The 25,966-nt window shown below is 70.4% G+C and carries 22 protein-coding genes; 12 read left to right on the forward strand and 10 right to left on the reverse strand.

The window, feature by feature from the left end; genetic code table 11:
- Window positions 1–11: 11 nt before the first annotated feature.
- Window positions 12–863: a fumarylacetoacetate hydrolase family protein gene (locus ACIRPU_RS38375; protein ID WP_403875966.1), complete on the reverse strand. Its 852-nt coding sequence runs from the start codon at window positions 861–863 to the stop codon at window positions 12–14.
- Window positions 864–1,780: 917 nt separating this feature from the next.
- Here ACIRPU_RS38375 and ACIRPU_RS38380 point away from each other — a divergent pair.
- The 6 genes from ACIRPU_RS38380 (at window position 1,781) to ACIRPU_RS38405 (ending at window position 10,886) form a co-directional block, all read left to right on the forward strand.
- Entirely contained in the window at window positions 1,781–2,833 is a 1,053-nt protein-coding gene (locus ACIRPU_RS38380) for a sugar ABC transporter substrate-binding protein (protein ID WP_403875970.1), read from the forward strand.
- 131 nt (window positions 2,834–2,964) lie between these two features.
- The gene (locus tag ACIRPU_RS38385) at window positions 2,965–4,539 is read left to right on the forward strand and encodes a sugar ABC transporter ATP-binding protein (protein ID WP_403875973.1); all 1,575 of its coding nucleotides are present in this window, start codon (window positions 2,965–2,967) and stop codon (window positions 4,537–4,539) included.
- Window positions 4,540–4,541: 2 nt separating this feature from the next.
- A complete protein-coding gene (locus tag ACIRPU_RS38390) occupies window positions 4,542–5,582 on the forward strand; it encodes an ABC transporter permease (RefSeq protein ID WP_384120320.1) in 1,041 nt (346 codons plus the stop codon).
- A gap of 85 nt (window positions 5,583–5,667) precedes the next feature.
- Complete coding sequence (locus ACIRPU_RS38395; RefSeq protein WP_403875976.1) at window positions 5,668–6,369, forward strand: FadR/GntR family transcriptional regulator; 702 nt, start codon at window positions 5,668–5,670, stop codon at window positions 6,367–6,369.
- Between the two features lie 127 nt (window positions 6,370–6,496).
- The gene (locus ACIRPU_RS38400; protein ID WP_403875979.1) at window positions 6,497–9,706 is read left to right on the forward strand and encodes a glycosyl hydrolase family 95 catalytic domain-containing protein; all 3,210 of its coding nucleotides are present in this window, start codon (window positions 6,497–6,499) and stop codon (window positions 9,704–9,706) included.
- Window positions 9,707–9,965: 259 nt separating this feature from the next.
- A complete protein-coding gene (locus tag ACIRPU_RS38405) occupies window positions 9,966–10,886 on the forward strand; it encodes an amidohydrolase family protein (RefSeq protein WP_403875982.1) in 921 nt (306 codons plus the stop codon).
- Window positions 10,887–10,972: 86 nt separating this feature from the next.
- Here ACIRPU_RS38405 and nadE read toward each other — a convergent pair whose 3' ends face one another.
- Window positions 10,973–11,803, reverse strand: coding sequence for an ammonia-dependent NAD(+) synthetase (gene nadE, locus ACIRPU_RS38410; RefSeq protein WP_403875985.1), 831 nt, complete (start codon window positions 11,801–11,803; stop codon window positions 10,973–10,975).
- An 83-nt stretch (window positions 11,804–11,886) separates the two neighbouring features.
- The gene (locus tag ACIRPU_RS38415) at window positions 11,887–12,795 is read right to left on the reverse strand and encodes an SMP-30/gluconolactonase/LRE family protein (RefSeq protein ID WP_403875988.1); all 909 of its coding nucleotides are present in this window, start codon (window positions 12,793–12,795) and stop codon (window positions 11,887–11,889) included.
- 86 nt (window positions 12,796–12,881) lie between these two features.
- Here ACIRPU_RS38415 and ACIRPU_RS38420 point away from each other — a divergent pair, with 86 nt between their 5' ends.
- Window positions 12,882–13,319 carry an Lrp/AsnC family transcriptional regulator gene (locus tag ACIRPU_RS38420; protein ID WP_403876104.1) on the forward strand — a complete coding sequence of 146 codons (438 nt, stop codon included), beginning with the start codon at window positions 12,882–12,884 and terminating at the stop codon, window positions 13,317–13,319.
- Window positions 13,320–13,629: 310 nt separating this feature from the next.
- On the opposite strand, the gene ACIRPU_RS38425 is transcribed toward ACIRPU_RS38420, so the two are convergent.
- Together ACIRPU_RS38425 and ACIRPU_RS38430 are read right to left on the reverse strand one after the other, a co-directional pair.
- Window positions 13,630–14,421, reverse strand: coding sequence for a VOC family protein (locus ACIRPU_RS38425; protein WP_403875991.1), 792 nt, complete (start codon window positions 14,419–14,421; stop codon window positions 13,630–13,632).
- Window positions 14,422–14,729: 308 nt separating this feature from the next.
- A complete protein-coding gene (locus tag ACIRPU_RS38430) occupies window positions 14,730–15,158 on the reverse strand; it encodes a VOC family protein (RefSeq protein ID WP_403875994.1) in 429 nt (142 codons plus the stop codon).
- Between the two features lie 367 nt (window positions 15,159–15,525).
- On the opposite strand from ACIRPU_RS38430, the gene ACIRPU_RS38435 reads away from it, so the two are divergent.
- From ACIRPU_RS38435 to ACIRPU_RS38445, 3 genes are all read left to right on the forward strand, one after another.
- On the forward strand, window positions 15,526–16,092 hold the full coding sequence (locus ACIRPU_RS38435; protein WP_403875997.1) for a hypothetical protein: 567 nt from the start codon (window positions 15,526–15,528) through the stop codon (window positions 16,090–16,092).
- 333 nt (window positions 16,093–16,425) lie between these two features.
- Window positions 16,426–17,433, forward strand: coding sequence for an SDR family NAD(P)-dependent oxidoreductase (locus ACIRPU_RS38440; protein WP_403876000.1), 1,008 nt, complete (start codon window positions 16,426–16,428; stop codon window positions 17,431–17,433).
- Between the two features lie 119 nt (window positions 17,434–17,552).
- Window positions 17,553–18,593, forward strand: coding sequence for a terpene cyclase (locus tag ACIRPU_RS38445; RefSeq protein WP_403876003.1), 1,041 nt, complete (start codon window positions 17,553–17,555; stop codon window positions 18,591–18,593).
- A gap of 169 nt (window positions 18,594–18,762) precedes the next feature.
- On the opposite strand, the gene ACIRPU_RS38450 is transcribed toward ACIRPU_RS38445, so the two are convergent.
- The 4 genes from ACIRPU_RS38450 to ACIRPU_RS38465 form a co-directional block, all read right to left on the reverse strand.
- Window positions 18,763–19,203 carry a hypothetical protein gene (locus ACIRPU_RS38450; RefSeq protein ID WP_403876006.1) on the reverse strand — a complete coding sequence of 147 codons (441 nt, stop codon included), beginning with the start codon at window positions 19,201–19,203 and terminating at the stop codon, window positions 18,763–18,765.
- A 221-nt stretch (window positions 19,204–19,424) separates the two neighbouring features.
- A complete protein-coding gene (locus ACIRPU_RS38455) occupies window positions 19,425–21,035 on the reverse strand; it encodes a cation acetate symporter (RefSeq protein WP_403876009.1) in 1,611 nt (536 codons plus the stop codon).
- Between the two features lie 618 nt (window positions 21,036–21,653).
- Window positions 21,654–22,439, reverse strand: a complete 786-nt coding sequence (locus ACIRPU_RS38460) for a DUF5995 family protein (RefSeq protein ID WP_403876012.1) — start codon at window positions 22,437–22,439, stop codon at window positions 21,654–21,656.
- Window positions 22,440–22,778: 339 nt separating this feature from the next.
- Window positions 22,779–23,507, reverse strand: coding sequence for an esterase/lipase family protein (locus ACIRPU_RS38465; protein WP_403876014.1), 729 nt, complete (start codon window positions 23,505–23,507; stop codon window positions 22,779–22,781).
- Window positions 23,508–23,766: 259 nt separating this feature from the next.
- Between ACIRPU_RS38465 and ACIRPU_RS38470 the strand changes: the two genes are divergently transcribed.
- Both ACIRPU_RS38470 and ACIRPU_RS38475 read left to right on the forward strand, forming a co-directional pair.
- Window positions 23,767–24,438: a hypothetical protein gene (locus ACIRPU_RS38470; protein WP_403876017.1), complete on the forward strand. Its 672-nt coding sequence runs from the start codon at window positions 23,767–23,769 to the stop codon at window positions 24,436–24,438.
- A gap of 75 nt (window positions 24,439–24,513) precedes the next feature.
- Window positions 24,514–24,975, forward strand: a complete 462-nt coding sequence (locus ACIRPU_RS38475; protein ID WP_403876020.1) for a GNAT family N-acetyltransferase — start codon at window positions 24,514–24,516, stop codon at window positions 24,973–24,975.
- Window positions 24,976–25,036: 61 nt separating this feature from the next.
- Here the strand turns inward: ACIRPU_RS38475 and ACIRPU_RS38480 are convergent, their stop codons facing one another.
- Complete coding sequence (locus ACIRPU_RS38480; protein ID WP_403876023.1) at window positions 25,037–25,864, reverse strand: alpha/beta fold hydrolase; 828 nt, start codon at window positions 25,862–25,864, stop codon at window positions 25,037–25,039.
- Between the last annotated feature and the right edge of the window lie 102 nt (window positions 25,865–25,966).

Here is a 25,966-nt window from a genome sequence, read left to right on the forward strand (position 1 = left end):
GGGGGTGCCTTTCACGCTTGGCCGAAGGTCTGCCGCTGGCCGCCGAGCCCGTCGATCTCGAGTTCGACGGTGTCGCCGGGACGCAGGTAGGGGGTGCCGGGCAGGCCGAGGGCCACGCCCGCGGGCGTACCCGTGTTGATCACGTCACCCGGCTCCAGAACCATGTACCGGCTCAGGTACGACACGAGGTGGTGGACCGGGAAGATCATGTCGCGGGTGTGGCCGTGCTGACGCTTGACGCCGTTGACGGTCAGCCGGAGCCCCAGGTCCTGCGGGTCGGCGACCTCGTCGGCGGTGACCAGCCACGGGCCGAGCGGGTTGAAGGTCTCGCAGGACTTGCCGAGATCCCACTGCGGCGAGTACTCGAGCTGGAACTCGCGCTCGGAGACGTCATGGCTGACCGCGTATCCCGCGATCACCTCCGGCGCTTCCCCGGGACCCGCCAGATAGCGGGCGCGCCGTCCGATGACGACCGCGAGCTCGACCTCCCAGTCGGTCTTCCGGGAGCCGCGCGGGACCAGCACCTCGTCACGAGGGCCGACGACGGTGCCCGGGTCCTTCATGAAGACCACCGGACGGGCCGGGATCGCGGCCCCGGTCTCGGCGGCGTGGTCACGGTAGTTCAGACCGACGCAGACGATCTTCCCCGGCCGGGCGACGGGCGCGCCGACACGCAGGCCCTCCGCGTCGAGCTCCGGCAGATCGCCGGCCTCGACCGCCGCACGCGCCCGGTCGACACCGCCCGAGGAGAGAAAGACGCCGTCGATGTCGGGGGTCACCGAACTCAGGTCCAGCAGTCGGTCGTCGTCGACGCGGACCGCGGGCCGCTCCTCTCCCGGGGGACCGACGCGTAGCAGCTTCACTGAGCAACTCCCTTGCCATGGGGGCTTCATGGGTGTTTCCTCCGCGAGTGCGCTTCCGGGGCCCCGTGCCCGTACCGCGTGCCCCGTGCCCGGTGCCGCGAAGAGCCGCCGGGCGAGCCGGGCCGGCCTCTCTGCACAGGTCACCGGCCGGATCACGCGCACGGCCTGGACTCGACCCACATTCATCGGAGGAATGACGACTCCGTGACTGTAAGGGCTGATGGGCGTCCGGGCAATGCAGTCCTCGGATGTATCCTGCGCGATCCGGCCGCTCCCATGGAAGTCCGCAGAGACTTGTCGGCATTCGTCGGGGCGGTCTCGCCGGCCGGGCGCGGGCCGTCGGACGAATGCCCGCCGGTCCTGTCGCGCGGCGGACCGAAGACCCGCCGCGGATCGGTGGCGAGACGCCGCCACCGCCTCCGGGCCGCCGAGTTGCTCGGCACGTCCGCCGCGGCGGCGACGGACGAGAGGGGGTCCGGACATCGCTTCCGAACCGGGACTATGCCGAATCGTGAACTCCCGAATCTGTCGCGCCCCGGGTGGACGGCGGGGAGTCAGCGCAGCTCAGTCAGGCTCGGGTAGAGGCAAGGAAGGTCGTCGGTCGGGCTGGTGACCGCACGCCGGGTGACGCTGTGGAAATCGTTGGGGACGGGACCCTTGTCAACGTCGGCAACGCCGTCGTAACGTCCACGTCGTCCCGGATACATCGGAGGAATCAGCTTCACTGTCTGCTCTCGGCTGTTCAGCTCCGCCTTCTCGGCCCTCGACTTCACCCTCATCCCATCCCCGCCGGCTCGGTCCGCGCACACCCTCGGCAGCCACCCTCACGGTTGGCGTTCTCGCCCCGCCCACCGGGCACGGACGCCTCTGCCGCCGCCGCGCACCGCCCTGCCCTGGCTAAGGAGAAACACACGGCCATGAAGCTCGCTCGCACCCGCTCCGCCGCCGCAGCCGTCGGCGCCGTCCTCGTGACGCTCGCCCTCGTCACCGCATGCAACCGCGAGAGCACCAGCTCGGGTGCGGCGGGCAGCGCGGACAAGCCTGCCATCGGCATCGACCTGCCGCGCTCCGACTCGGACTTCTGGAACTCCTACGCCGACTACGTGAAGAAGGACGTCAAGGCCGACGGCGTCAACGCGCTGCCGCTCAGTAACTCGCAGAACGACGTCACCAAACTGGTCGCCAATGTGCAGGTGTTCCAGAACACGGGCGCCAAGGCGGTCGTCATGGCGCCACAGGACACCGGCGCCATCGCCTCCACGCTCGACACGCTCGCCTCGAAGAAGATCCCCGTGGTGAGCGTCGACACCCGCCCCGACAAGGGTGACGTCTACATGGTCGTACGCGCCGACAACAAGGCGTACGGCACCAAGGCCTGCGAGTTCCTCGGCAAGCAGCTCGGCGGCACGGGCAAGGTCGCCGAACTCCAGGGCGCCCTAGACTCCATCAACGGGCGCGACCGCTCCGAGGCCTTCGCCGCCTGTATGAAGGAGAAGTTCCCGAAGATCAAGGTGTTCGAGCTGCCCACCGACTGGAAGGGCGACGTGGCCTCGGCCAAGCTCCAGAGCCTGCTCGCCCAGCACCCCGACCTGAACGGCGTCTACATGCAGGCGGGCGGAGTGTTCCTGCAGCCGACCCTGGCCCTGCTGGAGCAGAAGGGGCTGCTCAAGCCGGCCGGCCAGAAGGGGCACATCTCGATCATCTCCAACGACGGCATCCCGCAGGAGTTCGACGCGATCCGCAAGGGGCAGATCGACGCGACCGTCTCCCAGCCCGCCGACCTCTACGCCAAGTACGCGCTGTACTACGCCCAGGCCGCGGCCGACGGCAAGACGTTCAAGGCCGGGAAGACCGACCACGACTCCACGATCATCGAGATCCCGAACGGGCTCGAGGACCAGCTGCCCGCCCCGCTGGTGACCAAGGACAACGTCGAGGACAAGACGCTGTGGGGCAACAACGTCGGCTAGCGACCCACCCCGAGGGCACGCACGCGGAGGGGCCGGCGCACCTTGTCCCTCCGCCCGCCTCGTCGCTCCGCCCCGCCCCGCCCCCACCACGCCCGTACCCCCGCATCCGGACCAGAAGGACGGTACTCACCATGGCGGACTCCGCGACCGCCCCGGCGACAGGCCCCGTGAGCCGCGCCCCGGTGGCCGAGGCGACCGGGATCAGCAAAAGGTACGGCGCCACCGTCGCACTGCGCGACGCCCGCATCACCGTCGCCGCGGGCGAGTCGCACGCCCTGGTCGGACGCAACGGCGCGGGCAAGTCGACGCTCGTGTCCCTCCTCACCGGGCTCCAGCAGCCCGACACCGGCACCCTGCGCTTCTCCGGCGAACCGGCGCCCGCCTTCGGCGACATCGACGCCTGGCGGTCCAGGGTGGCCTGCGTCTACCAGCGGTCCACGATCATCGGCGATCTGACCGTCGCCGAGAACCTCTTCCTCAACCGGCAGAGCGACGCCGCGCTGCGCCCCATCCGCTGGAAGGAACTGCGCCGGCGCGCCGAACAGCTCCTCGGCGAGTACGGAGTGGACGTCGACCCCACGGTCCGGGCCAGGCATCTCACCGTGGAGCAGCGGCAGTTCGTCGAGATCGCACGGGCCCTGTCGTTCGGCGCCCGGTTCATCGTCCTGGACGAGCCGACGGCCAAGCTGGACGCCCGCGGAATCGACCGGCTCTTCGACAAGCTCCGGGACCTCCAACGGCAGGGGGTCGCCTTCCTCTTCATCTCCCACCATCTGCAAGAGGTCTACGACCTGTGCGCCACGGTCACCGTGTACCGCGACGCGGCCCACATCCGCACCGCGGCGGTGGCCGGACTCGGCAAGCACGAGCTGGTCGAGGCCATGACCGGCGAGTCCGCCACGACGACGAGTGCCGACGACGCGCGGACGGCCTCCCCGGCCGGCGCCAAGGAGCTCCTGACCGTCGACGGACTGACCCTGTCCGGCACGTGCCGAGACCTGTCGCTCTCCGTCCGCACCGGTGAGGTGGTCGGCCTCGCGGGCGCCACCGCCAGCGGCAACGTCCAGGTGGGCGAGGCCGTCGCCGGGCTGCACCGGGCCGAGCGAGGCCGGATCTCGGTCGACGGGCGGACCGTCCGTACCGGCAGCGTCCCGGCGTCCCTCACCGCGGGCGTCGGCCTGGTGCCGGAGGACCGCCACGTGCAGGGTCTCGTCCACCATCGCAGCGTGGCCGAGAACGCGACCCTCACCGTCACCGACCAGCTCGGCCCGTTCGGCACCGTCCTGCCGGCCCGCACCAGGACCTTCGCCCAGCGCATGATCCGCGATCTCGACATCAAGACGCCGGGTGCGGGCACCCCGGTCTCCGCGCTCTCCGGCGGCAACCAGCAGAAGGTCGTCGTGGCCCGGGCCCTGGCCACAGACCCTCATGTCCTGGTCGCCATCCGACCCACCAACGGAGTGGACGTCAAGTCCAAGGAGTTCCTGCTCGCCAGGATCCGCGGGGTCGCCGAAGCCGGGAAGGCCGCGCTGATCGTCTCCGACGAACTGGACGACCTCAGGGTGTGCGACCGGGTCGTCGTCATGTTCCACGGACGCGTGGTCGCGGAGTTCGACCGCGGCTGGAAGGACGATCAGATGGTCGCCGCCATGGAGGGCGTCGCCGGTACCCCCGCAGCAGCCGACACCGAAGAGCACGGAAGGTAGTCATGTCCGCCACCACCGATGTCACCGACCCCGCAGCGAGCGTGGCGCAGACGACCGCCAAGGGCAGCCGGCGCGGACTCGATCTCGGCCGCTTCCGTGAACTGTCCCTCGTCCCGGCCATCCTCGTGCTGGGCCTGATCGGGTTCATCGTCTCTCCGGCCTTCCTCACCTCCGACAACCTCATCGGCGTGGCCCAGCAGTCGACCGAGCTGAGCCTGCTCGTCCTGGCCACGGCGCTGATCCTGATCGTCGGCCGGATGGACCTGTCCCTGGAGTCCACGATCGGGGTGGCGCCCGTCATCGCCGTATGGCTCGTCCTGCCCACCAGCGGCGGCCGGTTCGACGGACTGGGGCTCTTCCCGCAGTGGACGGCGATCCCGCTCTGCCTCCTGGTGGGGGTGGCGATCGGCGCTCTCAACGGGTTCCTCATCCTCAAGCTGCGCCTGAACGGGTTCATCGTCACGCTCGGCGGGCTGACCATGCTGCGCGGACTCCAAGTGGCCCTCTCCGAAGGCCAGTCCATCGTGGATCTGCCCCCTTCCTTCACCTACCTGGGCAAGGCTTCCTGGCTGGGCGTCCCGGCCGCCATCTGGATCTGCGCGGTGCTGTTCGCCGTCGGCGGGTGCGCGCTGGCCTGGCTGCGGCACGGGCGGGCGCTGTACGCGATCGGCGGTAACGCGGAGGCCGCCCGGACCGCCGGCATCCGGGTCGACCGGATCGTGTGGGTCGTCCTGATCATCGGCAGCCTGCTGGCCGCGTTCGCCGGCATCCTCTACAGCGGCCACTACGGTTCCATCTCCGCCACCCAGGGCAGCGGCTGGATCTTCCAGGTGTTCGCCGCGACGGTCATCGGCGGGGTCAGCCTCAACGGCGGCAAGGGCTCGGTGTTCGGCGCGCTCACCGGTGTGCTGACCCTCCAACTGGTCGTCAACGTCATGACACTGGCGGGCGTACCGCCGCTGTGGAACCAGTTCCTCAACGGCGCGATCATCATCGTCGCGCTGATCATCTCCCGCTTCGCCTCCGGCGAGAAGCAGGAGTAGACGCGGTACTCGGGGCATCGCGCGGGCCCGCTCCGGGTCCGCGCGGAGCCCCGTCGTGTTCCTTCGGGACGGAGAGGCGCCCCTCGTGGCACTGACGGACGAGGCGATGGAGAAGATCAAGGCGATGATCGTCGCGGGGGAACTCGCGCCCGGCTCGCGCCTGCCCAAGGAGGACGCGCTCGCCGGTCAGCTCGGTCTGTCGCGGAGTTCGCTGCGTGAGGCGGTCCGCGCGCTGACCGCCATGCGCATCCTGGTCGCCCGGCAGGGCGACGGCACCTATGTGTCCAGCCTGGAGCCGCACCTCCTGCTCGAGACGATGTCCTTCGCCGCCGACGTCTCCCACGGGCGGACCGCCCTTCAACTGCTGCAGGTGCGCAGACTGCTGGAGCCGCCGGCGACCGGGCTGGCAGCCACTCTGCTGACCGCCCAGGACCTCGAAGAACTCGGCGCCATTCTCGAACGGTCCCGGGCGGCCGCCACGGTCGACGAGTTCGTCGCCCACGACATCGCCTTCCATCTGCGCATCGTCGAAGCCGTCGGCAACCCCGTGCTGTCCATGCTGCTGCGCGTCCTCTCCACCCGTACCCAGCGGGTCCGCATCGTGCGGGGGAGCCGGGCGCGGCGCGCCGTGGAGCGCGCGCACGCGGAACACGACGAGATCCTCCGCGCGCTCGTGGCGCGTGACGCACTGCTGGCGGTGTCCGCCGCGACGGTCCATGTGGCGGCCGTCGAGCACTGGCTCGCGGCGAGCCACGTCGACGCGGACGGACCGTCAGCGGAGGGCTGACCGCCCTCTAGACATCCGATCTATCCTCCCGTGAGGATGGCTGGTGACGCCTACGCCCTCGACGGATGTCGATGTGGCCGCTTCTCCTTCCGTGAAAGAGCCGATGAATAGGCCGGGAGATCTTACTGTGATCAATGAATCGCAACCGCAGAGACGCAGCATCCTCAAGTTCGGTGGTGCTCTCGCCGTCGCGCCTCTGGCCACCCAGCTGACGGGCATAACCGCCACCGGACAGGCCGTCGCCGCCGAGGCCCACGCGTCGGCGGGCGTCCAGTGGCCGACCCTGTCGCGCAAGGCGCTGAAGTACTCCGTCCCCGCCGCGGACTGGCAGTCGCAGGCCCTGCCGATCGGCAACGGACGGCTCGGCGCCATGCTCTTCGCCGATCCCTACGAGGAGCGCGTCCAGTTCAACGAACAGAGCCTGTGGGGCGGCGTCAACGACTACGACAACGCCCTGGCCGGCAAACCGGACAGCGATTTCGACACCGGCATGACCGGCTTCGGCTCGTACCGCGACTTCGGCGACCTCGTCGTCACCTTCGCTTCCCGCCCGAAGGCCACGGTCACGGCTCCGGGGGGACCGTACAGGTCCTCCGCGTCGGAGGGCGTCGACAAGACGTATGACGGCGAATCGAGCACCAAGTGGTGCATCGAGGGGCCCGGTACGAAGGTGCGGTGGCAGGTCGAACTGCCCGCCCCCGTCGCGGTCGCCTCCTACCGTCTGACGAGCGCCGACGACGTGCCCCAGCGGGACCCGCGGGAGTGGACGTTCTCCGGTTCCGCCGACGGCGCCACCTGGACCACGCTGGACAGCCGCACCCTGCCGGCGCCCTTCGAGAGCCGCTTCCAGACCAAGGAATTCGCCTGCGCCGACACCGCGGCCTACCGCTTCTACCGGTTCGACTTCGTCCCCGAGGCGGGCGTCAGCCATTTCCAGGTGAGCGAGATCGGCCTGGCCGGCGTCGACCTCCGCGGGGACGGCTCGGTGTACCTGTCGTCGCCGAGCGGGCACTCCCAGGGATCCGGTGCCCGGCCCGGGTCCCGGGCCACGGACATCTCGCGCTCGGCGGACCGCGATCCGGCCACCGTCTGGCGGGTCGACGGCGCCGCACCGGCCGTCGTCTGGCAGGCCGACCTGCCCCGCCCGGTCGCCGTCACCTCGTACACGCTGACGGCGGCCCCCGACCGCCCGCGGGACGATCCCCGACAGTGGACGCTCGAGGCGTCGCAGGACGGGACCGCCTGGACGACCCTCGACACGCAGCAGCCGGGGACGCCCTTCGCCGGCCGCGGCGAGACCCGGACCTTCACCCTCGCCCACCGCACGGCCTACCGCGTCTACCGGCTCACCCTGACCCCCGGCGCGTCCTCCACCGGCCTCCAGATCGCGGAGATCGCGCTGGAGGGCGAGGGCTTCGACACCCGCGCTCAGCGCACGGTCGTCGACTACCGGCGCACCCTCGACTTCGTCGACGGCCTCCACGTCACCCGCTTCGGCGCGCCAGGACAGCGCGTCCTGCGGGAGGCCTTCGCCAGCCGGTCCGCGGACGTCATGGTCTTCCGGTACACGTCGGACGACGCCGGGGGACTCTCCGGAGCGATCTCGCTGACGTCCGCGCAGGACCAGGCCCCGACGACCGTCGACGCCGGCGCCGGACGCATCGCGTTCAGCGGTGTCATGGGCAACGGGCTCAAGCACGCGTGCACCGTCCGGGCCGTACACGCCGACGGCGAGCTCGGCGCCGACGGGCCGGTGCTCCGGTTCAGCGGCTGCACGACGCTCACCCTGTTCCTCGACGCCCGCACCGACTACAAGCTCGACGCCGCCGCCGGATGGCGCGGAGCCGCACCGGAACCGATCGTCGCCGGCACGCTCGCCAAGGCGGCCGCCCGGCCCTACGACGAGCTGCGCGACAGGCACATCGCCGAGACGCGCGCCCTCATGAACCGGGTCTCGGTCGCCTGGGGCGCCTCCGCCGCGGCCGTCGTCGCCCTGCCCACCGACGCCCGGCTGGCGCGCTACGCGGCGGGCGGGGAGGACCCGACACTCGAACAGACGATGTTCGACTACGGCCGGTACCTGCTGATCAGTTCCTCCCGCCCGAACGGCCTGCCCGCCAACCTCCAGGGCCTGTGGAACGACAGCAACCAGCCGGCCTGGGCGTCCGACTACCACACCAACATCAATGTCCAGATGAACTACTGGGGAGCCGAGACGACGAACCTGTCGGAGTGTCATGAGGCGCTCGTCGGGTTCATCGAGCAGGTGGCCGTGCCCAGCCGCGTGGCGACCCGCAACGCCTTCGGCAAGGACACGCGCGGCTGGACGGCCCGCACCAGCCAGAGCATCTTCGGCGGCAACTCGTGGGAGTGGAACACCGTCGCGAGCGCCTGGTACGCCCAACACCTTTACGAGCACTGGGCGTTCACCCAGGACCTGACCTATCTCCGCACCGTCGCCCACCCGATGATCAAGGAGATCTGCGAGTTCTGGGAGGACCATCTCGAGGAGCGCGAGGACGGACTCCTCGTGGCGCCGAACGGCTGGTCCCCCGAGCACGGGCCGCGCGAGGACGGCGTCATGTACGACCAGCAGATCATCTGGGACCTGTTCCAGAACTACCTCGACTGCGAGGCGGTGCTCAAGGCGGATCCCGCCTACCGGGCCAAGGTCGCGGACCTGCAGGCACGCCTCGCGCCGAACAAGATCGGCCGGTGGGGTCAGCTCCAGGAGTGGCAGGAGGACATCGACAGTCCCACCGACATCCACCGCCACACCTCGCACCTCTTCGCGGTCTACCCGGGCCGCCAGATCACCCCCAGGACGCCCGACTTCGCCGCCGCCGCCCTCGTCTCCCTCAAGGCACGGTGCGGCGAGAAGGAAGGCGTCCCGTTCACGGCCGCGACGGTGTCGGGCGACAGCCGCCGCTCGTGGACCTGGCCCTGGCGGGCAGCCCTCTTCGCCCGCCTCCGTGACGGACGGCGCGCCCAGATCATGCTGCGCGGACTGCTGACCTACAACACGCTGCCCAACCTGTTCTGCAACCACCCGCCCTTCCAGATGGACGGCAACTTCGGTATCTCGGGCGCGGTGGCCGAGATGCTCCTCCAGAGCCACGACGGAGTCATCGACCTGCTGCCCGCGCTGCCCGACGGCTGGAAGGCCGAGGGATCCTTCACCGGGCTGCGCGCCCGGGGCGGCTACGAGGTCAGCTGTGCCTGGCGGAACGGAGAGGTGACGTCCTACGAGATCGTGGCCGACCGGGCGCGGAACCGGAAGGACGTCACCGTACGGGTGAACGGCGTCGACAGGAGGGTGAAGCCGGCCAAGCCGTGACGGCGACACCGGCTTCCCGCCGCGCGCCGGCCAGGCCGACGGCCGTCCGCCGACAGCCGCCCCGCCCCACGAAGCGCAGAGGCACGGGCCGTCGGCAGGGCCGGACCCCGACCTCCACCTCCCGGCCGCGGACGGCTCGTGCCGACCCCGGTCCACACGGCCGGGGGGCTGGTGACGGATCCCTCACGGAATCCGCGCGCAAAGGAGTGGACCCGGCGCCTCACCCGGGCCGATCGTGGGCCCCATGGATGATCACCGCATGGAACCCGTCGACCCTGGTGGCACCGCCGAACCCGCCTCCGTGGGGGAGGAGGCCGGGGAGGTGCGCCGCTTCTGGGGGCGACTCGGTCTTCCCGGTCTCGTCGACGTCCACACGCACTTCATGCCCGAGCGGGTCCTGCGCAAGGTCTGGGCCTACTTCGACGCGCTCGGCCCGCGGACCGGCGGGCTCGAGTGGCCGATCACCTACCGCGACGAGGAGACGGAACGAACGGCCCTGCTCAGGGAGTTCGGGGTACGGGCCTTCACCGCGATGCTCTACCCGCACAAGCCGGGCATGGCCCGATGGCTGAACGGCTGGGCTGCCGACTTCGCCCGCCGCACCCCCGACTGTCTGCACACCGCCACCCTCTACCCCGAACCGGGCGTCGAGACGTACGTCCGGGAGGCCGTGGAGGCGGGCGCGCGCGTGTTCAAGGCGCATGTGCAGGTGGGGGCGTACGACCCGGCCGACGAACTCCTCGATCAGCCATGGGGGTTGCTGGCGGAGGCGGGGATCCCCGTCGTCATCCACTGCGGTTCCGGGCCGGCACCCGGCAAGCACACCGGCCCCGAGCCGATCGCGCGGGTGCTGGCGCGCCACCCCCGGCTGCGACTGGTCGTGGCGCATCTGGGGATGCCCGAGTACGAGGAGTTCCTGGGCCTCGCCGAGCGGTATGGGGAGGTGCGGCTGGACACGACGATGGCGTTCACCGACTTCGCCGAGGCGTTGATGCCGTTCCCCCGCCGGGCCCTGCCCCGGCTGGCCGGGCTCGGCGACCGCGTCCTGCTCGGCTCCGACTTCCCCAACATCCCCTATCCGTACGTGCACCAGCTCCACGTCCTGGAGCGGCTGGGCCTGGGGGACGAGTGGCTGCGGGCGGTGTGCCACGACAACGCGGCGGAGCTGTTCGGCCTCTGACAGGGACGTCCTGGCCCCTCAGGAACGACTGAACGACCTGCCCTAACGTGCATATGCGTTTCCCGGGCCTGCGGGCTGCTGAGGCCTCAGGGAGCGAAGGGCGGTCGGCGCTTGTGGTCCGTGAGCCGGTAGCGGTCGACGATCTTCCTGAAGACGCCCTCGTCCACGGGCTTGCCCTCCAGGAAGTCGTCGATGTCGTCGTAGGCGACCCCGAGCGCGTCCTCGTCGGTCCTGCCCGGATCGAGGGTCTCCAAGTCGGCCGTCGGAACCTTGTGCACCAGGCCGGCCGGCGCCCCCAGCGCGTCCGCCACGGCTCGCACCCGGCGTTTGGTCAGGCCCGACAGCGGGACGAGGTCCGCCGCGCCGTCACCGAACTTGGTGAAGAAGCCGGAGACCGCCTCGGCGGCGTGATCGGTGCCGACGACCAGCCCGTGGTGCCCGCCGGCCACCGCGTACTGGGCGATCATGCGCTGTCGGGCCTTGATGTTGCCGAGCACGAAATCCTGGTGGTAGACGTCGCGGAAGTTCACCTCGGCGCCCAGTACGGCCTCGAGCGCGGCGTCACTCGCGGGCTTGATGTCCACGGTCAGCACCTGGTCGGACCTGATGAAGGAGAGCGCGAGCTGGGCATCGTGCTCGTCGGCCTGGACGCCGTAGGGCAGCCGCATCGCGTAGAACCGCGCCTCGTGCCCGGCGTCGCGGGCTCGCTCGACCGCGAGCTGGCACAGCCGGCCGGCGGTGGTGGAGTCGACGCCGCCGCTGATGCCGAGCACGAGGGAGGACAGACCGGTGGAGGTCAGCCGCTCCGTGAGGAAGGCCACCCGGCGCTCGATCTCCGCCTCGACCTCGAAGGTCTCGGCGACCTCGAGTTCCCGGGCGATCTCCTGCTGAAGGGCTAGGGAGGCCGGCTCGTTCACATCTGCTCCTGTTTCCGGTTCACATGGTGCGGCGCCCCGCCCCTCGGGGACGGGGAGGATCGCCGGTAGATCAGTTATGCGCTTCAGACGCGGGGGGCTCCCGTCACCGACATCACCAGTGAGTACAGCGAGGTGGTGGCGGTGATGAACAGACGGTTGTTCTTCGGCCCGCCGAAGGTGATGTTGGAGACCGACTCCGGCACCCGGAGCCGTCCGATGAGGGTGCCGTCGGGGTCGTAGCAGTGAACGCCGTCGTCCAGGGCGGCCGCCCACAGGCGGCCCCGGTCGTCCAGGCGGATGTTGTCGAAATGGACGCCCGCTCGCGCTTCGGCGAAGACCTCCTGCCCCGAGAGCGTGCCGTCGTCGTGGACGTCGAAGGCGTAGATGCGGGCGCCTCGCGAGTCGGACACGTACAGCCGCTTCTCGTCCGCCGACAGGATGACGCCGTTGGGCCCGTCGAAGCCGTCGGCGGCGAGGCTCACCCGGCCCGTCGCCGGGTCGATCCGGTAGAGGTTGCAGGCACCGATCTCGGACTCGGCCCGATGGCCCTCGTAGTCGCTGGTGATGCCGAAGTCCGGGTCGGAGAACCAGACAGTGCCGTCGGATCGCACGACGGAGTCGTTCGGGCTGTTGAGCCGCTTGCCCTCGAAACGCTCGGCCAGGACCGTCACCGTGCCGTCCGGCTCGGTACGGGTGACCCGGCGGTTGCCCTGCTCACAGGTGACCAGGCGGCCCTGCCGGTCGAGGGTGTTGCCGTTGCTGTGTCCGGCCGGGTCACGGAAGACTCCGACCGTCCCGGTGGCCTCGTCCCAGCGCAGGATGCGGTCGTTCGGGATGTCGCTCCAGATCAACTGGCGCCAGGCGGGCAGGTACAGCGGACCCTCCGCCCAACGGCAGTCGCTGTGCAGCACCTCCAACCTGCCGTCGCCGCTCGTGCAGCGTCCGGTACGGAAGCGGTCGTCCAGGATCTCGTACAGGCCATCGGCGGGCATGCGTGTCCCCTCACATATGCTGATCAGGATCTGATTCAACGTAACACGTAGATCACCGAACAGGATATGGTCAAAGCATGAAGCCGATAGATGACATCGACCGCGGCTTGATCGCACTGCTCCAGATGGACGCGACCCGGTCCTACGCCGAGTTGGGCAAGGGCGTAGGGCTGTCGGCGGGCGCGGCCCATGAACGCGTGCGCAGGCTGCGGGAGCACGGAGTCATCAGGGCCACCACGATCGATGTGGACCCCGCGGCCCTCGACCGCGGGGTCCTCGCCTTCGTGCTCATCGACTCGACGGCCTGGATGGGCGACCGGGCCGAGGACTTCGCCGCCGTACCGGAGATCCAGGAGGCCCACGTCATCGCGGGCAGCGCGGCGGTCCTGGTGAAGGTGCGCACGGCGAGTACGGAGCAGCTCCAGGACGTACTGCGCCGTCTGTACGCGATCGACGGGGTCAGCGGGACACAGGCGACCGTGGTCCTGGAGACGTTCTTCGAACGGCCACTGGACGCGGGGTAGACGAACCGCGCGACCGCGGTGACCGCCGACGCGGCGTCCGGTTACAGGGCTTGGCTGTCACCACAAGGGGCTCTTGCCTGATCCCGGTGTCTCTCCGACCCGCCATGGATGCCGGCGTTCAGACACGTAACGGGTGACGGGTGACGGGTGACGCCGGGGGGCGGGCGTGTGGGGCCGGATGGCCGTCGCCGCGAGTACGGCGTCGGCGGGTGGGCGCGGCGGCGGGGTGGTCGCGTGGGCGCGCCGCAGGCCGAATCAGGGGCTGCCGGCCTGCTCGACGTCCGCGGCTGCCCCGCCGCGGCCCGTTCCGTCACATCCGAGGGTCGGGCTTCAGCAGCGCGAACACCGCGCCGAAGGGGTCCGCGAGCCAGGAGATCCGGCCGACGTCGGGGACGTCCGCCGCCGGCATCAGCACGGACCCGCCATTCGCCGTGGCCGCGGTGACCGTGGCGTCGACGTCCGTCGCGTGGAAGTACGGCACCCAACGAGGCTGCTCGACTCCACCGTTCGCGCCGTCACTCATCGGCGCGGCTCCGCCGAACGAGGCGGCCTGCTGTTCGCCGTCCTTGACGCTCAGCACCCGGTACGTCATGCCGGGCGTCTGCATGTCCTGGCTGCGCCAGCCGAAGAGGCCCTGGTAGAAGCCGATGCCCGCGACGGGGTCCGGCACGTGGAGCTCGACCCAGAGCAGCGCGCCCGGCTCGGACGTGAGGCCCAGCCCTGCGGTCCTCCCCGGCTGCCAGAGCGCGAACTCGGCGCCCTGCGGGTCGGTGGCCTGTGCCAGCCAGCCCTCGCCCATGACGTCCATGGGCTGTGTCCGTACCCTCCCGCCGCCGGCCGTGACGGCCGACACCGTTCCTTGGATGTCCTCGGTCTTGAAATGGACCATCCAGGCAGACCTCGCTCCTTCCTCGCTGAGCGGCCCCAGGGCGGCAACGGTCTTCCCCTCGATCTGGAAGAAGCCGTACCCGCCCGCCTCGGGCCCGGCGGACTCGAACTGCCAGCCCAGGACCGCGCTGTAGAACGCGGCGGCCGCGTCGGTGTCGGGGCTGCCGAGGTCCAGCCAGTTGGGTGATCCGAGAATGAAGTCGGTGCCGAGCATGGGTCCTCCTGTACGACGGATGGGCCGGGCCGGGGGCCACGATGCCCACCCTCCCCGGTGCCGTCCGCGCACGACCACGGGCAGGACAACGATTTCACCCGCATGGAGCTCCCACCCCGGCTCACCCCGGCTCGCCCCGGCTCACCCCGGTTGTGCGGGAACCCGTCCCCGGCGGGGCAGGCCGGGAACAGGAACCCTGGTAGCCGGGCCTGGCAAGAACGCCGGGTGCTCTCCCTGCTGCTCCAGCTGCCCGCCAAACCACGCGCCGCCATGGCTTGGCACTTGGACGGCTTCACCACTCAAGATGCTCAGTCGATACAGAACTCGTTGCCCTCGATGTCCTGCATCGGGATGCACGAATCATTGCCGTCATACAGCGTTCGCACGTGTATCGCGCCGAGCGGGACCAGTCGTGCGCACTCCGCCTCAAGCGCGGCCAGTCGCTCTTCACCCACAAGCCCGGTGCCCACCCGCACATCAAGATGCAGCCGGTTCTTGGCGGCCTTCCCTTCGGGGACGCGCTGGAAGTACAGCCGTGGGCCCACACCTGAGGGATCACTGCAGGCAAACCATGAATCCCGCTGCTCAGGTGGCTGCGAGCGCTTGAAATCGTCCCAAGTGTCGAACCCCTCCGGAGGCGGCGGTACGACGTACCCCAACACCTCGCACCAGAAGCGAGCGAGGCGCTCGGGTTCCGCGCAGTCGAAGGTGACTTGGAACTTTTTGATCGCTGACATCGGCGCACCATACCAAGGTGACTCTGCCGCTCATTTTCCAAGGCGGATCGGCTCGCAACCCCATAATTCGAGGGTCCCGCCACTGATCCGGAAGGGGCGCGAGAGCGGTACGACACCGATACGAAGGCTACGGCGTAAGGCCTTGCGGGAGACGACCCGGGCCGACCTCCGGCCGCGACTCCCGGCGGCATCCCTCACGGATTCCCACACCTCCGGCGCGGACTCGTCGGCCGATTCCCACCCGGAATCCCCCAGGTAATCCCTGGTGAACAGCGTCGCCGTGCCTGCTAGTGTTCGGCGTCTTGTCGCACACTCGTGCGCACACACCACAGCACTCGTCGCATCAGTCCCGTGGGGGGATCCTGTCATGGCCCAGTCAGCTCCGCCGCCGTCCGAGGGCAACCCGTTCGCCCAGCAGCCCGCCGCCGGCGCACCGGGTGCACCGCAGCCCACCGACGGCAACCCCTACGCCCAGCAGCCCGGCGTCGCCCTGCCTCCTCCGGCCCCGTTCGCGCCCCCGGCCGCGCCGGCCCGCCACAACCTCGCCCTGGGCCTGGTCGTCGCCGTCGTCGTGGCCCTGGTCACCGCTGGTGTCTACGGCGGGATCGTCGGCGCGACCGAGTACGAGATCGGCTACGCGGCCGTCGGCGTCGGCTTCCTCATCGGCTTCGCGGCCGGCAAGGTCGGCGGCACCAACCCGGTGCTGCCCGTGGTCAGTGCCCTGCTGTCGCTCGGCGCGGTCTATCTCGGCCAGCTCATCGGCATCGCGATGATCGGCGCCGACGAAATCGGCGTCTCCGCGACCTCGCTGTTCACCGAGCACTTCGACCTGCTGACCGAGGGTTGGAGCGAGACGGCCGACGCCATGACCTTCCTGTTCCTCGCCATCGGCGCGTTCGCCGCGTTCTCCGGCGCGAAGAAGGCCGCCCTGTAACCACGCGAGCGTCGCGCGAACACGCAACCCGCGCATGAGCATGCGCAGGGCGCGAACGGGCCCGTCCACCTCACGGTGAACGGGCCCGAAAACGTCGGGGAACGAAGCCAGCCACTTGAGCGGTTCGGCGGTACAGCGGTTCGGTAGTTCGGCGCGCGGAGGCCGCCGGGGCCACAGGGACGCCCTTCCGTGCAACGGCGCGTGCCGGAGCGGTCGGTGGCACGTGTGGCGGGTGCGGATGCGTCGGGTCGGTTCCCGCGCTCCCTGCCCGGATCGCCGTTCTCGGGGCAGGGTGTGCGGGGATCGCACGTCTTCCGGGAAGGTGGTGGCGAGGTGGACGAAATCCGTTTCGAAGATCGCGTGGTGGTGGTGACGGGCGGCGGTCGCGGGCTGGGCCGGGAGTACGCCCTCGTCCTCGCGGCGCGGGGCGCGAGGGTGGTCGTCAACGACGTGGGCACGGGGATCGACGGGCGTGGGGCGTCGCCGTCGCCCGCGCACGCGGTGGCCGAGGAGATACGGCTGCTGGGCGGGCAGGCGGTGGCGGACGTCCACGACGTGGCCACCGTGCACGGCGCCCGGGCGCTGACCCGGGCCGCGGTCGAGCGTTGGGGGCGGTTGGACGGCCTGGTCAACAACGCGGGGATCTCGATCATGCGTCCGCTGGGGGAGCTCTCCGACGAGGAGTGCCGACGTGTGCTGGACACCCATGTGGGCGGGACCTTGAACATGGTGCGGGCCGTATGGCCGCACATGGTCGCGTCCCGGTACGGGCGGATCGTCAACACGTGCTCCGACGCCCTCTTCGGCGATACCGGACTCAGCGTGTACGCCGCGGGCAAGGGCGGCGTGTTGGGGCTGACCACCTCGCTGGCCGCCGAAGGAGCTCCGTACGGCATCAAGGTCAACGCGGTCGTACCGATCGCCGCCACCCGTATGTCCCTCGAAGCGCTCCAGGGCGACGAATCGATGACCGACCTGCTCACCGACCTGTTCCCCGCCCATCTCGTCGCGTCCGTGGTGGCCCTCCTGGCCCACGAGTCCGTGCCCTGTACCGGGGAACTTCTGCACGCGGCAGGCCGCCGTGTCGGGCGGATCTTCCTGGGCGCCACCGAAGGAGTGCTGTGGAAGGAGGACCCCACGCCCGAGTCGATCCGGGAGCAACTGCCGGCCATCCGCAGCACCGAGGCGTTCCGCACACCACAGAGCGTCAGCGCGTCCATGGCCTTCTCCCTCCAACGGCTCGGCGTCGGCGGCGCGGAGCCGCTCGCGCTTGACCTCGCGACCCCGGCCCCGGACCCGGCCGCGGGGGACGAACGCCACTACGGCCCTGGCGATGTGTGAGACCGGGCGACCTCAAGGACTGAGACCCGTCGGTGTGGCGGAGCACGCTGGGCGCTGGGCGGGGCCGAGACACCACCCGCCCCGACCGTGCTGCACTCCATGAACACCGGGAGGATTCCGTGCCCCAAGACATCGACTTCGACCTCCCCGCCGTCGCGGGGGTCAGCCCCGGGCTCGACGAGGCCCGCCGGCACAACCTGGCATGGGTCCGCCGCCTCGGCCTGGTCGCGGACGACCGCTCCGCCGCCTGGTACGCCTCCTGGGACATGCCCCGTCTGGCCGCCCTCGGCTTCCCCCACGCCCGGGGCGCGGCCCTGAACCTGTGCGCGGACGCGATGGGCTTCTTCTTCGTCTTCGACGACCAGTTCGATGGCCCGCTCGGCAGGGACCCTGACCGGACCACCCGCGTGTGCCAACAGCTGATCGACATCGCGCACGGCACCACCCCGCCCGCAGACGCCGACCCCTGCACGGCGGCGTTCGCCGACATCCGGGCTCGCGGCACCCGCGGCGCCCACCCTGCCTGGACCGCCCGCACCGCACACGAATGGGAGTACTACTTCGCCGCACAGGCCCACGAAGCGATAGGTCGCCTCCGCGGCACCCCCGCCGACATGGAGACCTACCTCCACGTACGTCGCGGCACCGCCGCCACCGACCTGCCCCTCTCCCTCGGTGAACGCGCCGCCGGCATCACGGTCCCCGCAGCGGCCTTCCACTCACCCCAGCTGCGCATCATGCGCCAGACGGCCATCGACGTCACCCTGATGTGCAACGACGTGTACTCCCTGGAGAAGGAAGAAGCCCGCGGCGACATGGACAACCTGGTCCTCGTCCTCGAACACGCCCGCCACCTCACCCGCGCCGAGGCAGTCACGGCCGCGGCCCACCAAGTGGACCGGCGCGTCCGGCGGTTCCAGGAACTCGCCGCACAGATACCCGCCCTGTGCGCCCAGCTCGGACTGCGCCACCAGGAACGGGCCGCCGTGGACACCTACCTCCAGATCATGACCGCGTGGATGAGCGGCTACCACGCCTGGCAGACCGAGACGCTCCGCTACCGCACCGCTCACGAGGTCGTCCCGGCGCCGGGTCCCGGCTACCTCGACCAGATCCTGCACACCCCGCCCCCCGGCCCGCCCGCCCGGGGCACCTCCTGACCCGCCAGGCCAACGCCGCAGGCATTACTCCACCACCGTGAGAGCTCACCAGCACGCGGCCGGGGCCCGAAAAGGGGCTCCGGCCCCGCAGTGAGGAACGCCCTCCGTGCCGGCCCTGGGTAAGGGCCGACGGTTCACCTCGACGCGAGTGTGCGCTGTTGATCCCCGGTCAGCGTCGGCCGGTGGCCAGGATGACGAGGAACTGGCCGCCGCCCGCCTCGACGTCGGCGGTCACCGGCAGCCCCGGCGCCAGTCGGGAGAACCTGTCCACCAGCCAGTCCGCCGCTTCCTGGGCGTCCTTCCTGGTCGGACAACGGCCCACCATCTCGCGGCCCCCCTTGCGCTCCAGCCTCGCGGCCACGGTGATCAGCGGCGCGGGTTCGACCACGTACAAGCGGTCAGGCCAGGCGATGACCACCTTGACCGCGCCCTTGCGGCTGTTGCACCCGCGGTGCGCGAGCCGCTCGGCGACCTTGGCCTTCCGGTCGGCGGTCCGGCTGTCAACGCTGGGCCCCTGCGGGTCGTTCACCGACTTGTCGGGGTCGACCGGTTCGTCGCACACCCAGCAGCGCCAGCCGTCGCGCTCAGCCACATCATCAAGGAGACTCACCCGAGCAAACTAGCCTGCCCAGCCGCCACCCCGCGCACCAGGGCCTCGGCAACCAGGTGAGCGGTGGTCAATTCCGACTCCGGGATCGCGGCCGGGCAAGGCGAAGGCGAGGGCACCCGCTACGGCCCGGCGGCTCAGGCGCGCGACTGCCGATCACGGGCCGGGGGCGAGGGGCGGTGCCGTCGCCTCCCACGTGCTCGTCGAGCGGCGGCGGACGAGGCTCAGGAGCGTCCCGCAGCGTCGGGGCTGCGTGCGTCACCGCGCATGGTTCTCGTCCGGTGGTGCCAGGATTCTCGCGCGACCTCGGGGCGGGTGCGACCGATGAGACCGAGCAGGAAGCCCGCGGTGATGGTGATCAGCCCCGGGGTCTGGAGCGGGAACCAGTGGAAGTCGCGGTCGGGGAAGAGCGCGACGGGCGTGCCCGATACGGCGGGCGACCCCGTCAGGAGCAGCGCGATCAGCGGCAGGGTCCCGTAGACGGTCCAGCGCGCACCGGTGGCGGTGTGGCCGGGCAGGAAGAGCGCGTACAGCAGGACCGGAGCGAGCACCGAGGCCGCGACGGTGAACGACAGCGAGATCAGCGTCAGTCGGCCGCGGTCCTGGACGATCACGGCCAGCACGACGGCGGCGGCTCCGACCAGGACGATGCCGATCCGGGCCCGGCGGATCTCACCGCCGGGCGAGCGGCGCGTGGTTGCGTGGACCGCTCTTCCGCCGAAGTCGCGGACGAGGCTGGAGGCGGCCGCCAGGGTGATGCCGGCGACGGCCGCGAGTGTGGTCACGAAGACGGCGCAGGCGACGGCGGCGAACACCATGCTGTGCCGGGCTCCACCGGCGACCGGGTCGAGCGCGCCCGTCAGCATCAGCAGCGCGGTCGCTCCCCCGGGGTCGGCGGCCCGCAGCAGGTCCCGGCCGATCAGCGCGCAGGCGCCGAGTCCGGCCACCACCACCGCGGCGCACACCACCGCGACGGGCCCCACGGCCCACCCGACGGCACGGCGAGCGGTACGGGCGTCGCGCAGCGGGTACAGCCGCATGGTGAGGTGGGGCAGACAGGCGGCGCCGAGCAGGAGGGTGGTCTCGAAGCTGACCAGGTCGAGGCGCCCGGCTAAGGAGTGGCCGAAGTGCAGTCCGGGGCGCGCGTAGTCGGCACCCGCCTCGGAGCGGTCCTGGGCGGCGTGGAAGAGGCCTGCCGGTGACCATCCGTGCCGGGCGAGGACGAGCCCGGCCACCAGCAGCACCGCGCTCAGCACGACACCGACCTTGAGGACCTGTACGTAACCGATGCCACGCATCCCGCCGAACGCGGCGTAACAGACCATCAGCGTCCCGCAGGCGACGGTGCAGCCGGTGAGCGCGCCGTCGGGGAGGCCGAACATGGCCACCATGATGTGACCCGCGGTGGAGAGCTGCACCAGCAGCAGCGGGGTGAGGACGACGAGGGTGGCGACGCCGAGAGCGCGGCGTACGGAGGGGTCGCCGAGCCGGTCGGCGAAGAAGTCCCCCAGGGTGAACACGCCGCCGCGGCGCAGGGGTTCGGCCAGGATCCGCATGACCAGGTAGAGCGAGACGACGGTGGCGCAGGCGAAGAGGGCGCCGTCGGCGCCGTCGAGGGCGACCGAGCCCGTGGTGCTGAGCAGGGTGGCCGCGGAGATGTAGTCCCCGGCGATGGCGAGTCCGCTGCCGACCGGACCGAAGGAGGCGCTGCCGCCCGCGTAGAAGTGCTCGGGGTCGTCCAGGTCGGCCGCCGCCAGCCCGCACATCAGCAGGGACACCGCGACGAAGACGAGGAAGACCACGACAGCGAGCGAATGTCCGTCGCCGGTGCTCATGCTCGGCGCTCCGGTGCTGGTGCCGCGTACGAAGTCGTCGAAGCGGACGGGGCTTTCGGCGCGTCCGGGCCTGGCGGTGGAGGGGGTGCGGAAGACATGCCGGTCATGCCATCAGCCGGCCGGGGCCGCGTACAGCGGGCCGGGCACGCGGGAGGCGGTGGCACAGCGGGGCCACGGCGGGGCTGTGTGGCGGCACAGGCCCGCCTCGCCGGCCCTCCCCCCGCGTTCGTGCGCGACAGCCCTCACGGCCAACCTACGCGTATGAAACGGAAGTTCCTGGACAGCGCCGCACTCGTCGGGTTCGGCCGGCGCAGGTGGACCATGCCCGCCAGTCCGTCAAAGAGCCTGGGGACGGATGAAGTTACGTGCCGACGCCCCGACCGGTCGCGACGACTGATGCGGACTTGGGCGGACCCGCCCGGTCCGAGCCGATCAGCAGGCGCAGGTCCTCAACGGTCAGCGTCCCGACCGGCCGGCTTCGCAGGGCATGCGCCGTCGCGATGAGACGGGTGGCGTCGGGCGGGGGCGGCTGCCGGCGATCACGTTCAAGCTCCTCGAGGGACCGACTACGGTCGATGGATACAGTCACCGGGCGATTCTCTCGGAATCCGTCGGGCCTCACTCCGTCGCCCGTCGGGTGGACGGGCGCTTCATGGCGTTGTTCAGATGAGTGATGACGGCCGGCACGTCGTCGCTCTCGGTGTTCCGGATCAGATGCAGGGCCGGCCGGACGAGGCCGCCCGGTCGCGCTATCAGCCGTGCGAGCACGGCGGCCCGGACGTCGAGCCGTTCGATGGTGGCCTCGCGCTCCTCTTCGTTCTGGCCGGCGAGCAGGACGGCGTTGTACCAGGCCTCCTCGCGGGACTGGCGGACGCTGAAGTCGAGGATCCGCTCGTCGGTGCGGGCTCCGACCTGGTCCAGCAGCGACATGAGTGGCGACACGGCCCCGACGGACTCCTGCACGGCCAGCACCACCCGCGCAAGGATGTCGTTGATCAGCAGAAAGTCGCGCCGCAGGGCGTGGATGTTCTCGCCCGGGTCGGTCCGCGCGGCGGCGATGGCCAGGTCGAGGTTGATGTGCGCGTTCACGCCGAGGAGCAGGTGCTGGACGATGATGGTGTCGGCGTCGTCGAGCAGTCGGAACGTCTCGCGCCAACAACGCGGCCCGCTCCGGTCACGACGCCAGGCGTCGTACGCGTCGAAGTAGCGGTTGCCGAAGAGCGTGTCGAAGCGGTCCATTCGGGCGCCGTCGTCGAACACCCCACCGTGAATGGCCGTGCGGATCTCGACAGTCACCTGTCGGTACAGTGCCGCGAAGTACCCGATCCGGTCACCGGTGCGGCCGGCCTCCCGCACGATCCCGGCAAGCCCGTCCACGACTTCGTCGATGTTCTCTGCCGCCATGCCCAACTCCCCTGTGTGGTCCCGTCGTTCGGCCCGCACTCCGTACGCGGCGCCGATTACAGCCCCGTCATACCACCGCACACGGGGGAGGGGCCCCGCCCTACGGGAACCGCCTACGGGAACCGCCCTACGGGAAGCGCCTACGGGAACCGCCCTACGGGAAGCGCCCTACGGCCGTGACCCCCGGGAGCCGCCCGGGCCGTCCGGTCCGACGTAGCGACACCGACCGGTTCGCCGCCGGCGCCGAGTGACGCCGGGTGACCCGCCCATGCCACGCGCCCCGTTCCCGGCGGGTGCGATGCCGGGAACGGGGCGTGCGGGGCTGTTCTTGCGGTGGGGTCAGGAAGCGACGAAGTCGGCGATCTGGCCGAGGACGACCGTGTCCGTCAGGTAGCCGATGTGCGTCTGGCAGAGCACGTTGTTGTTCGTCGCGCCGTCCAGTCGGGTGCTGGTGTACGGGATGATGACGCCGTCGCACGCCGAGTACCAGGTGGCGTACGCGGTGGTGCCCGGCGTCTCGTCGCCCGCGGTGATCTGGGCGATGAACGACGAGCCCGGGTACATCTGCTGACAGGTCGTGTAGATCAGGCAGGCGCCGGCATAGGTGGTTCCGTGGTTCGCGCCGGCGATCGAGGCGAGGTGGCTGACGCTCGTGTTGCCGCCCAGGACCTTCAGGTAGTACTGGCTGACCAGGCCGCCCATCGAGTGGTTGACGATGGCGACCTTGCTCGCGCCGGTCCGCGCCTTCACGGTGTTGACGTAGGTCGCGAGACCCTGCGCGTTGGTGATGTTGTTGCCGTAGGAGTTGTACTCGTAGGCGAAGAGATTGGAGCTGGACCAGCCGTTGAGCCGGAAGACGCTCATGGCGGTGGTCCAGTTGGACGCGCTGCCGGTGTATCCGTGGACGAAGACGACGGGCGTGCTCGTCGACAGCGGCTGGGCGGCGGAGGCGACCGACGCGGTCGTGGTGGCCGTGGTGGCGACGGCCGTCGGCGCTGCGGAGAACAGGGTGAACGCGAGGGTGGCGGCCGCGAGAACACCGAGGAGCCGGCGCGGGGCATGACGCATGAAGCCCTCCTGACGAGGATGCGGGTGGCTGGGACCTGACCAGAGTCCTGGCGCCGGAGGAGGGCGCAATCAGCGAAATCACCGGTGTACGCGGTGACGCCGGCCGACCCGGCTCGTGGAGCCCTTCGTGCTGGTCGGCAGCCGCTCGAAGTGGTCTCCCACCCGGGGGCGACGTCACGACGCGCTGGTCGCTGCCGGGCGGAATCTCCGTTGCCCGGGGTCGCGGCGCCCGCGATCCTGTGGCGATGAGGTACTCCGTATGCGGCTGAGGCTGCAACAGTTCAGGCCCCGGACCGGGCCGCACGAGCACCGTGTCGTCCAGCCGAGGAAGCCCCTTCGCCACACGTCGCTACGGGCCCCCGAGCCCATCGGCATGTTGCTCGGCGACCATGACGGGCTGAGCCGGCTCGCCGGTCTGTTCTCCTTCGCCGCCTACTCCCGGCACACGATCGTCCACGTGCCGCTGCGCGACGGCCTTCCGCCCGACGAGGGCGTCGGCACGCCGGTCGACCTCGTCCTGGTCCACGACACGCTCGGCCTGCGTCCCAGCAAGTGGCCCGAGCTGCGGCGCAAGCTGGTGAACGGCACTCCGCTGACCGTCGGCACCCACGAGGAACGCACGGCCAGGGATGCCGCCGGATGGCGTGAGCGCGGGAGGCGGGCCGACTCCCGGGGTGAGCTGCGGCACGCCACGTACGCCCGCACGTTCTTCCTCTTCGGCGACCGGGAGCTTTTCGCCGAGACCGCCACCTGCCTTGCCCACGCGGCGGGTTGGGGCCCGCGCCGGAAGGGTGTCACCCAAGGCCACTCGGCTCTGATGGCGGCGCTTCCCACGCTGGTCCAGGAACCCGGCGGCGGACACCCCTTGGAGGTGCTGATCTGCTTCAAGCCGTACCCGCCCTACGCCCACTTCCGGCGGCCGGGACGCTGAGCAGGTCGCCGAACTCGCCCGACCTGTGCGGACCTTCGCCCGCGGTGAGTCGACGCGCCTGCGACGATCGTCGTCATGGAAATACAGATCGCGCCGGCCGGCGTCGCCGACTTCCACCAGGTCCTGACCGATCACGCCCGCTACTGGGGCGAACGCGACCTTCGCTCACTGCACCTTCTGGCACTGGTACGGGAGTTCGGTCCCACCTGCCTGGTCGCCCGAGCCGAGGACGGAATCCGTGGGTACGTCTTCGGATTCGTCACGCCGGAAGGCACGGGGTACGTCCATCTGATCGCCACACGGGACGACGCCCGAGGCACGGGTCTCGGGCGTCCTCTGTACGCGGCGTTCGCCGAAGCGGCGGAACGTCATGGCGCACGGCGGTTGAAGGCGATCACGTCTGTCGCGAACACCGGCTCGATCGCCTTCCATCGCAGCCTCGGTTTCGAGGCGCGAATCGTCGAGGACTACAACGGCCCCGGCCGGGCCATGGCCGTCTTCGAGCGAGATCTGGTCGTGCCCGCCCTTGTTCCGTAGGCCAGCGTTGCGTAGCCCAGAGTTCCGTGGCTCAGAGTTCCGTAGCCCAGAGTTCCGTAGCTCAGCCGCGTGCGAATTCGAGGAGGTCCTTGTTGAACCGCTCGGCGAACTTCGGGACCATCGCCAATCCGTGGGGCGCACCTGAATAGACCTTGTACACCGCGTCCTTGACCAGCTTCGAGCTCTTGTCTCCGGAAGCGACGATGGGCACGATCTGGTCGTCGTCCCCGTGCACGATCAGCGTCGGGACGTCGATCTTCTTGAGGTCCTCGGTGAGATCCGTCTCGGAGAATGCCTTGACGCAGTCGTACGCGCCCTTGATGCCCACGGTCATTCCCCACAGCCAGAACTCGTCGCGAGTTCCCTGGGTGACGGTCGAGTCGTCACGGTTGGCGCCGTAGAAGGCCGCGCTGAGGTCTTTGTAGAACTGGGAGCGGTCCGTTGCCACGCCCGCACGGATCTCGTCGAAGGCCTCGATCGGCAGCCCCTCCGGATTCGCGTCCGTCTTCAGCATCAGCGGAGGGATTGCGCCGAGCAGGACGGCCTTGGCGACCCGGCTCGAACCGTGTCGCCCGATGTAGCGCGTCACTTCGCCGCCGCCGGTGGAGTGTCCCACCAGAATGACGTCACGCAGGTCGAGTTTCTCGATGACCGCGGCGAGATCGTCGGCGTAGGTGTCGAGGTTGTTGCCGTCCCAGCTCTGTCCTGAGCGGCCGCCGCCTCTCCGGTCGTGGGCTATGGCCCGGAATCCGTTGTCCGCCATCAGCTTCAGTTGCGGATCCCAGGCGTCGGAGGTGAGCGGCCAGCCGTGGGAGAACACGACCGGTTGTCCCGAGCCCCAGTCCTTGAAGAAGATGTCCGTGCCGTCCTTGGCGGAAGCAAAGGGCATGGCTTTTCCCTCTCGTGCTGTTCCGGAACTCCGCGGCGGGCGGGTTCGATGCTCGAATCGGGTTGTCGAGAACCGTGCAGCGCCCGGCTAACGGGCGCACGT

The sequence above is a fragment of the Streptomyces sp. NPDC102259 genome, assembly GCF_044766465.1.
Lineage (GTDB): Bacteria > Actinomycetota > Actinomycetes > Streptomycetales > Streptomycetaceae > Streptomyces.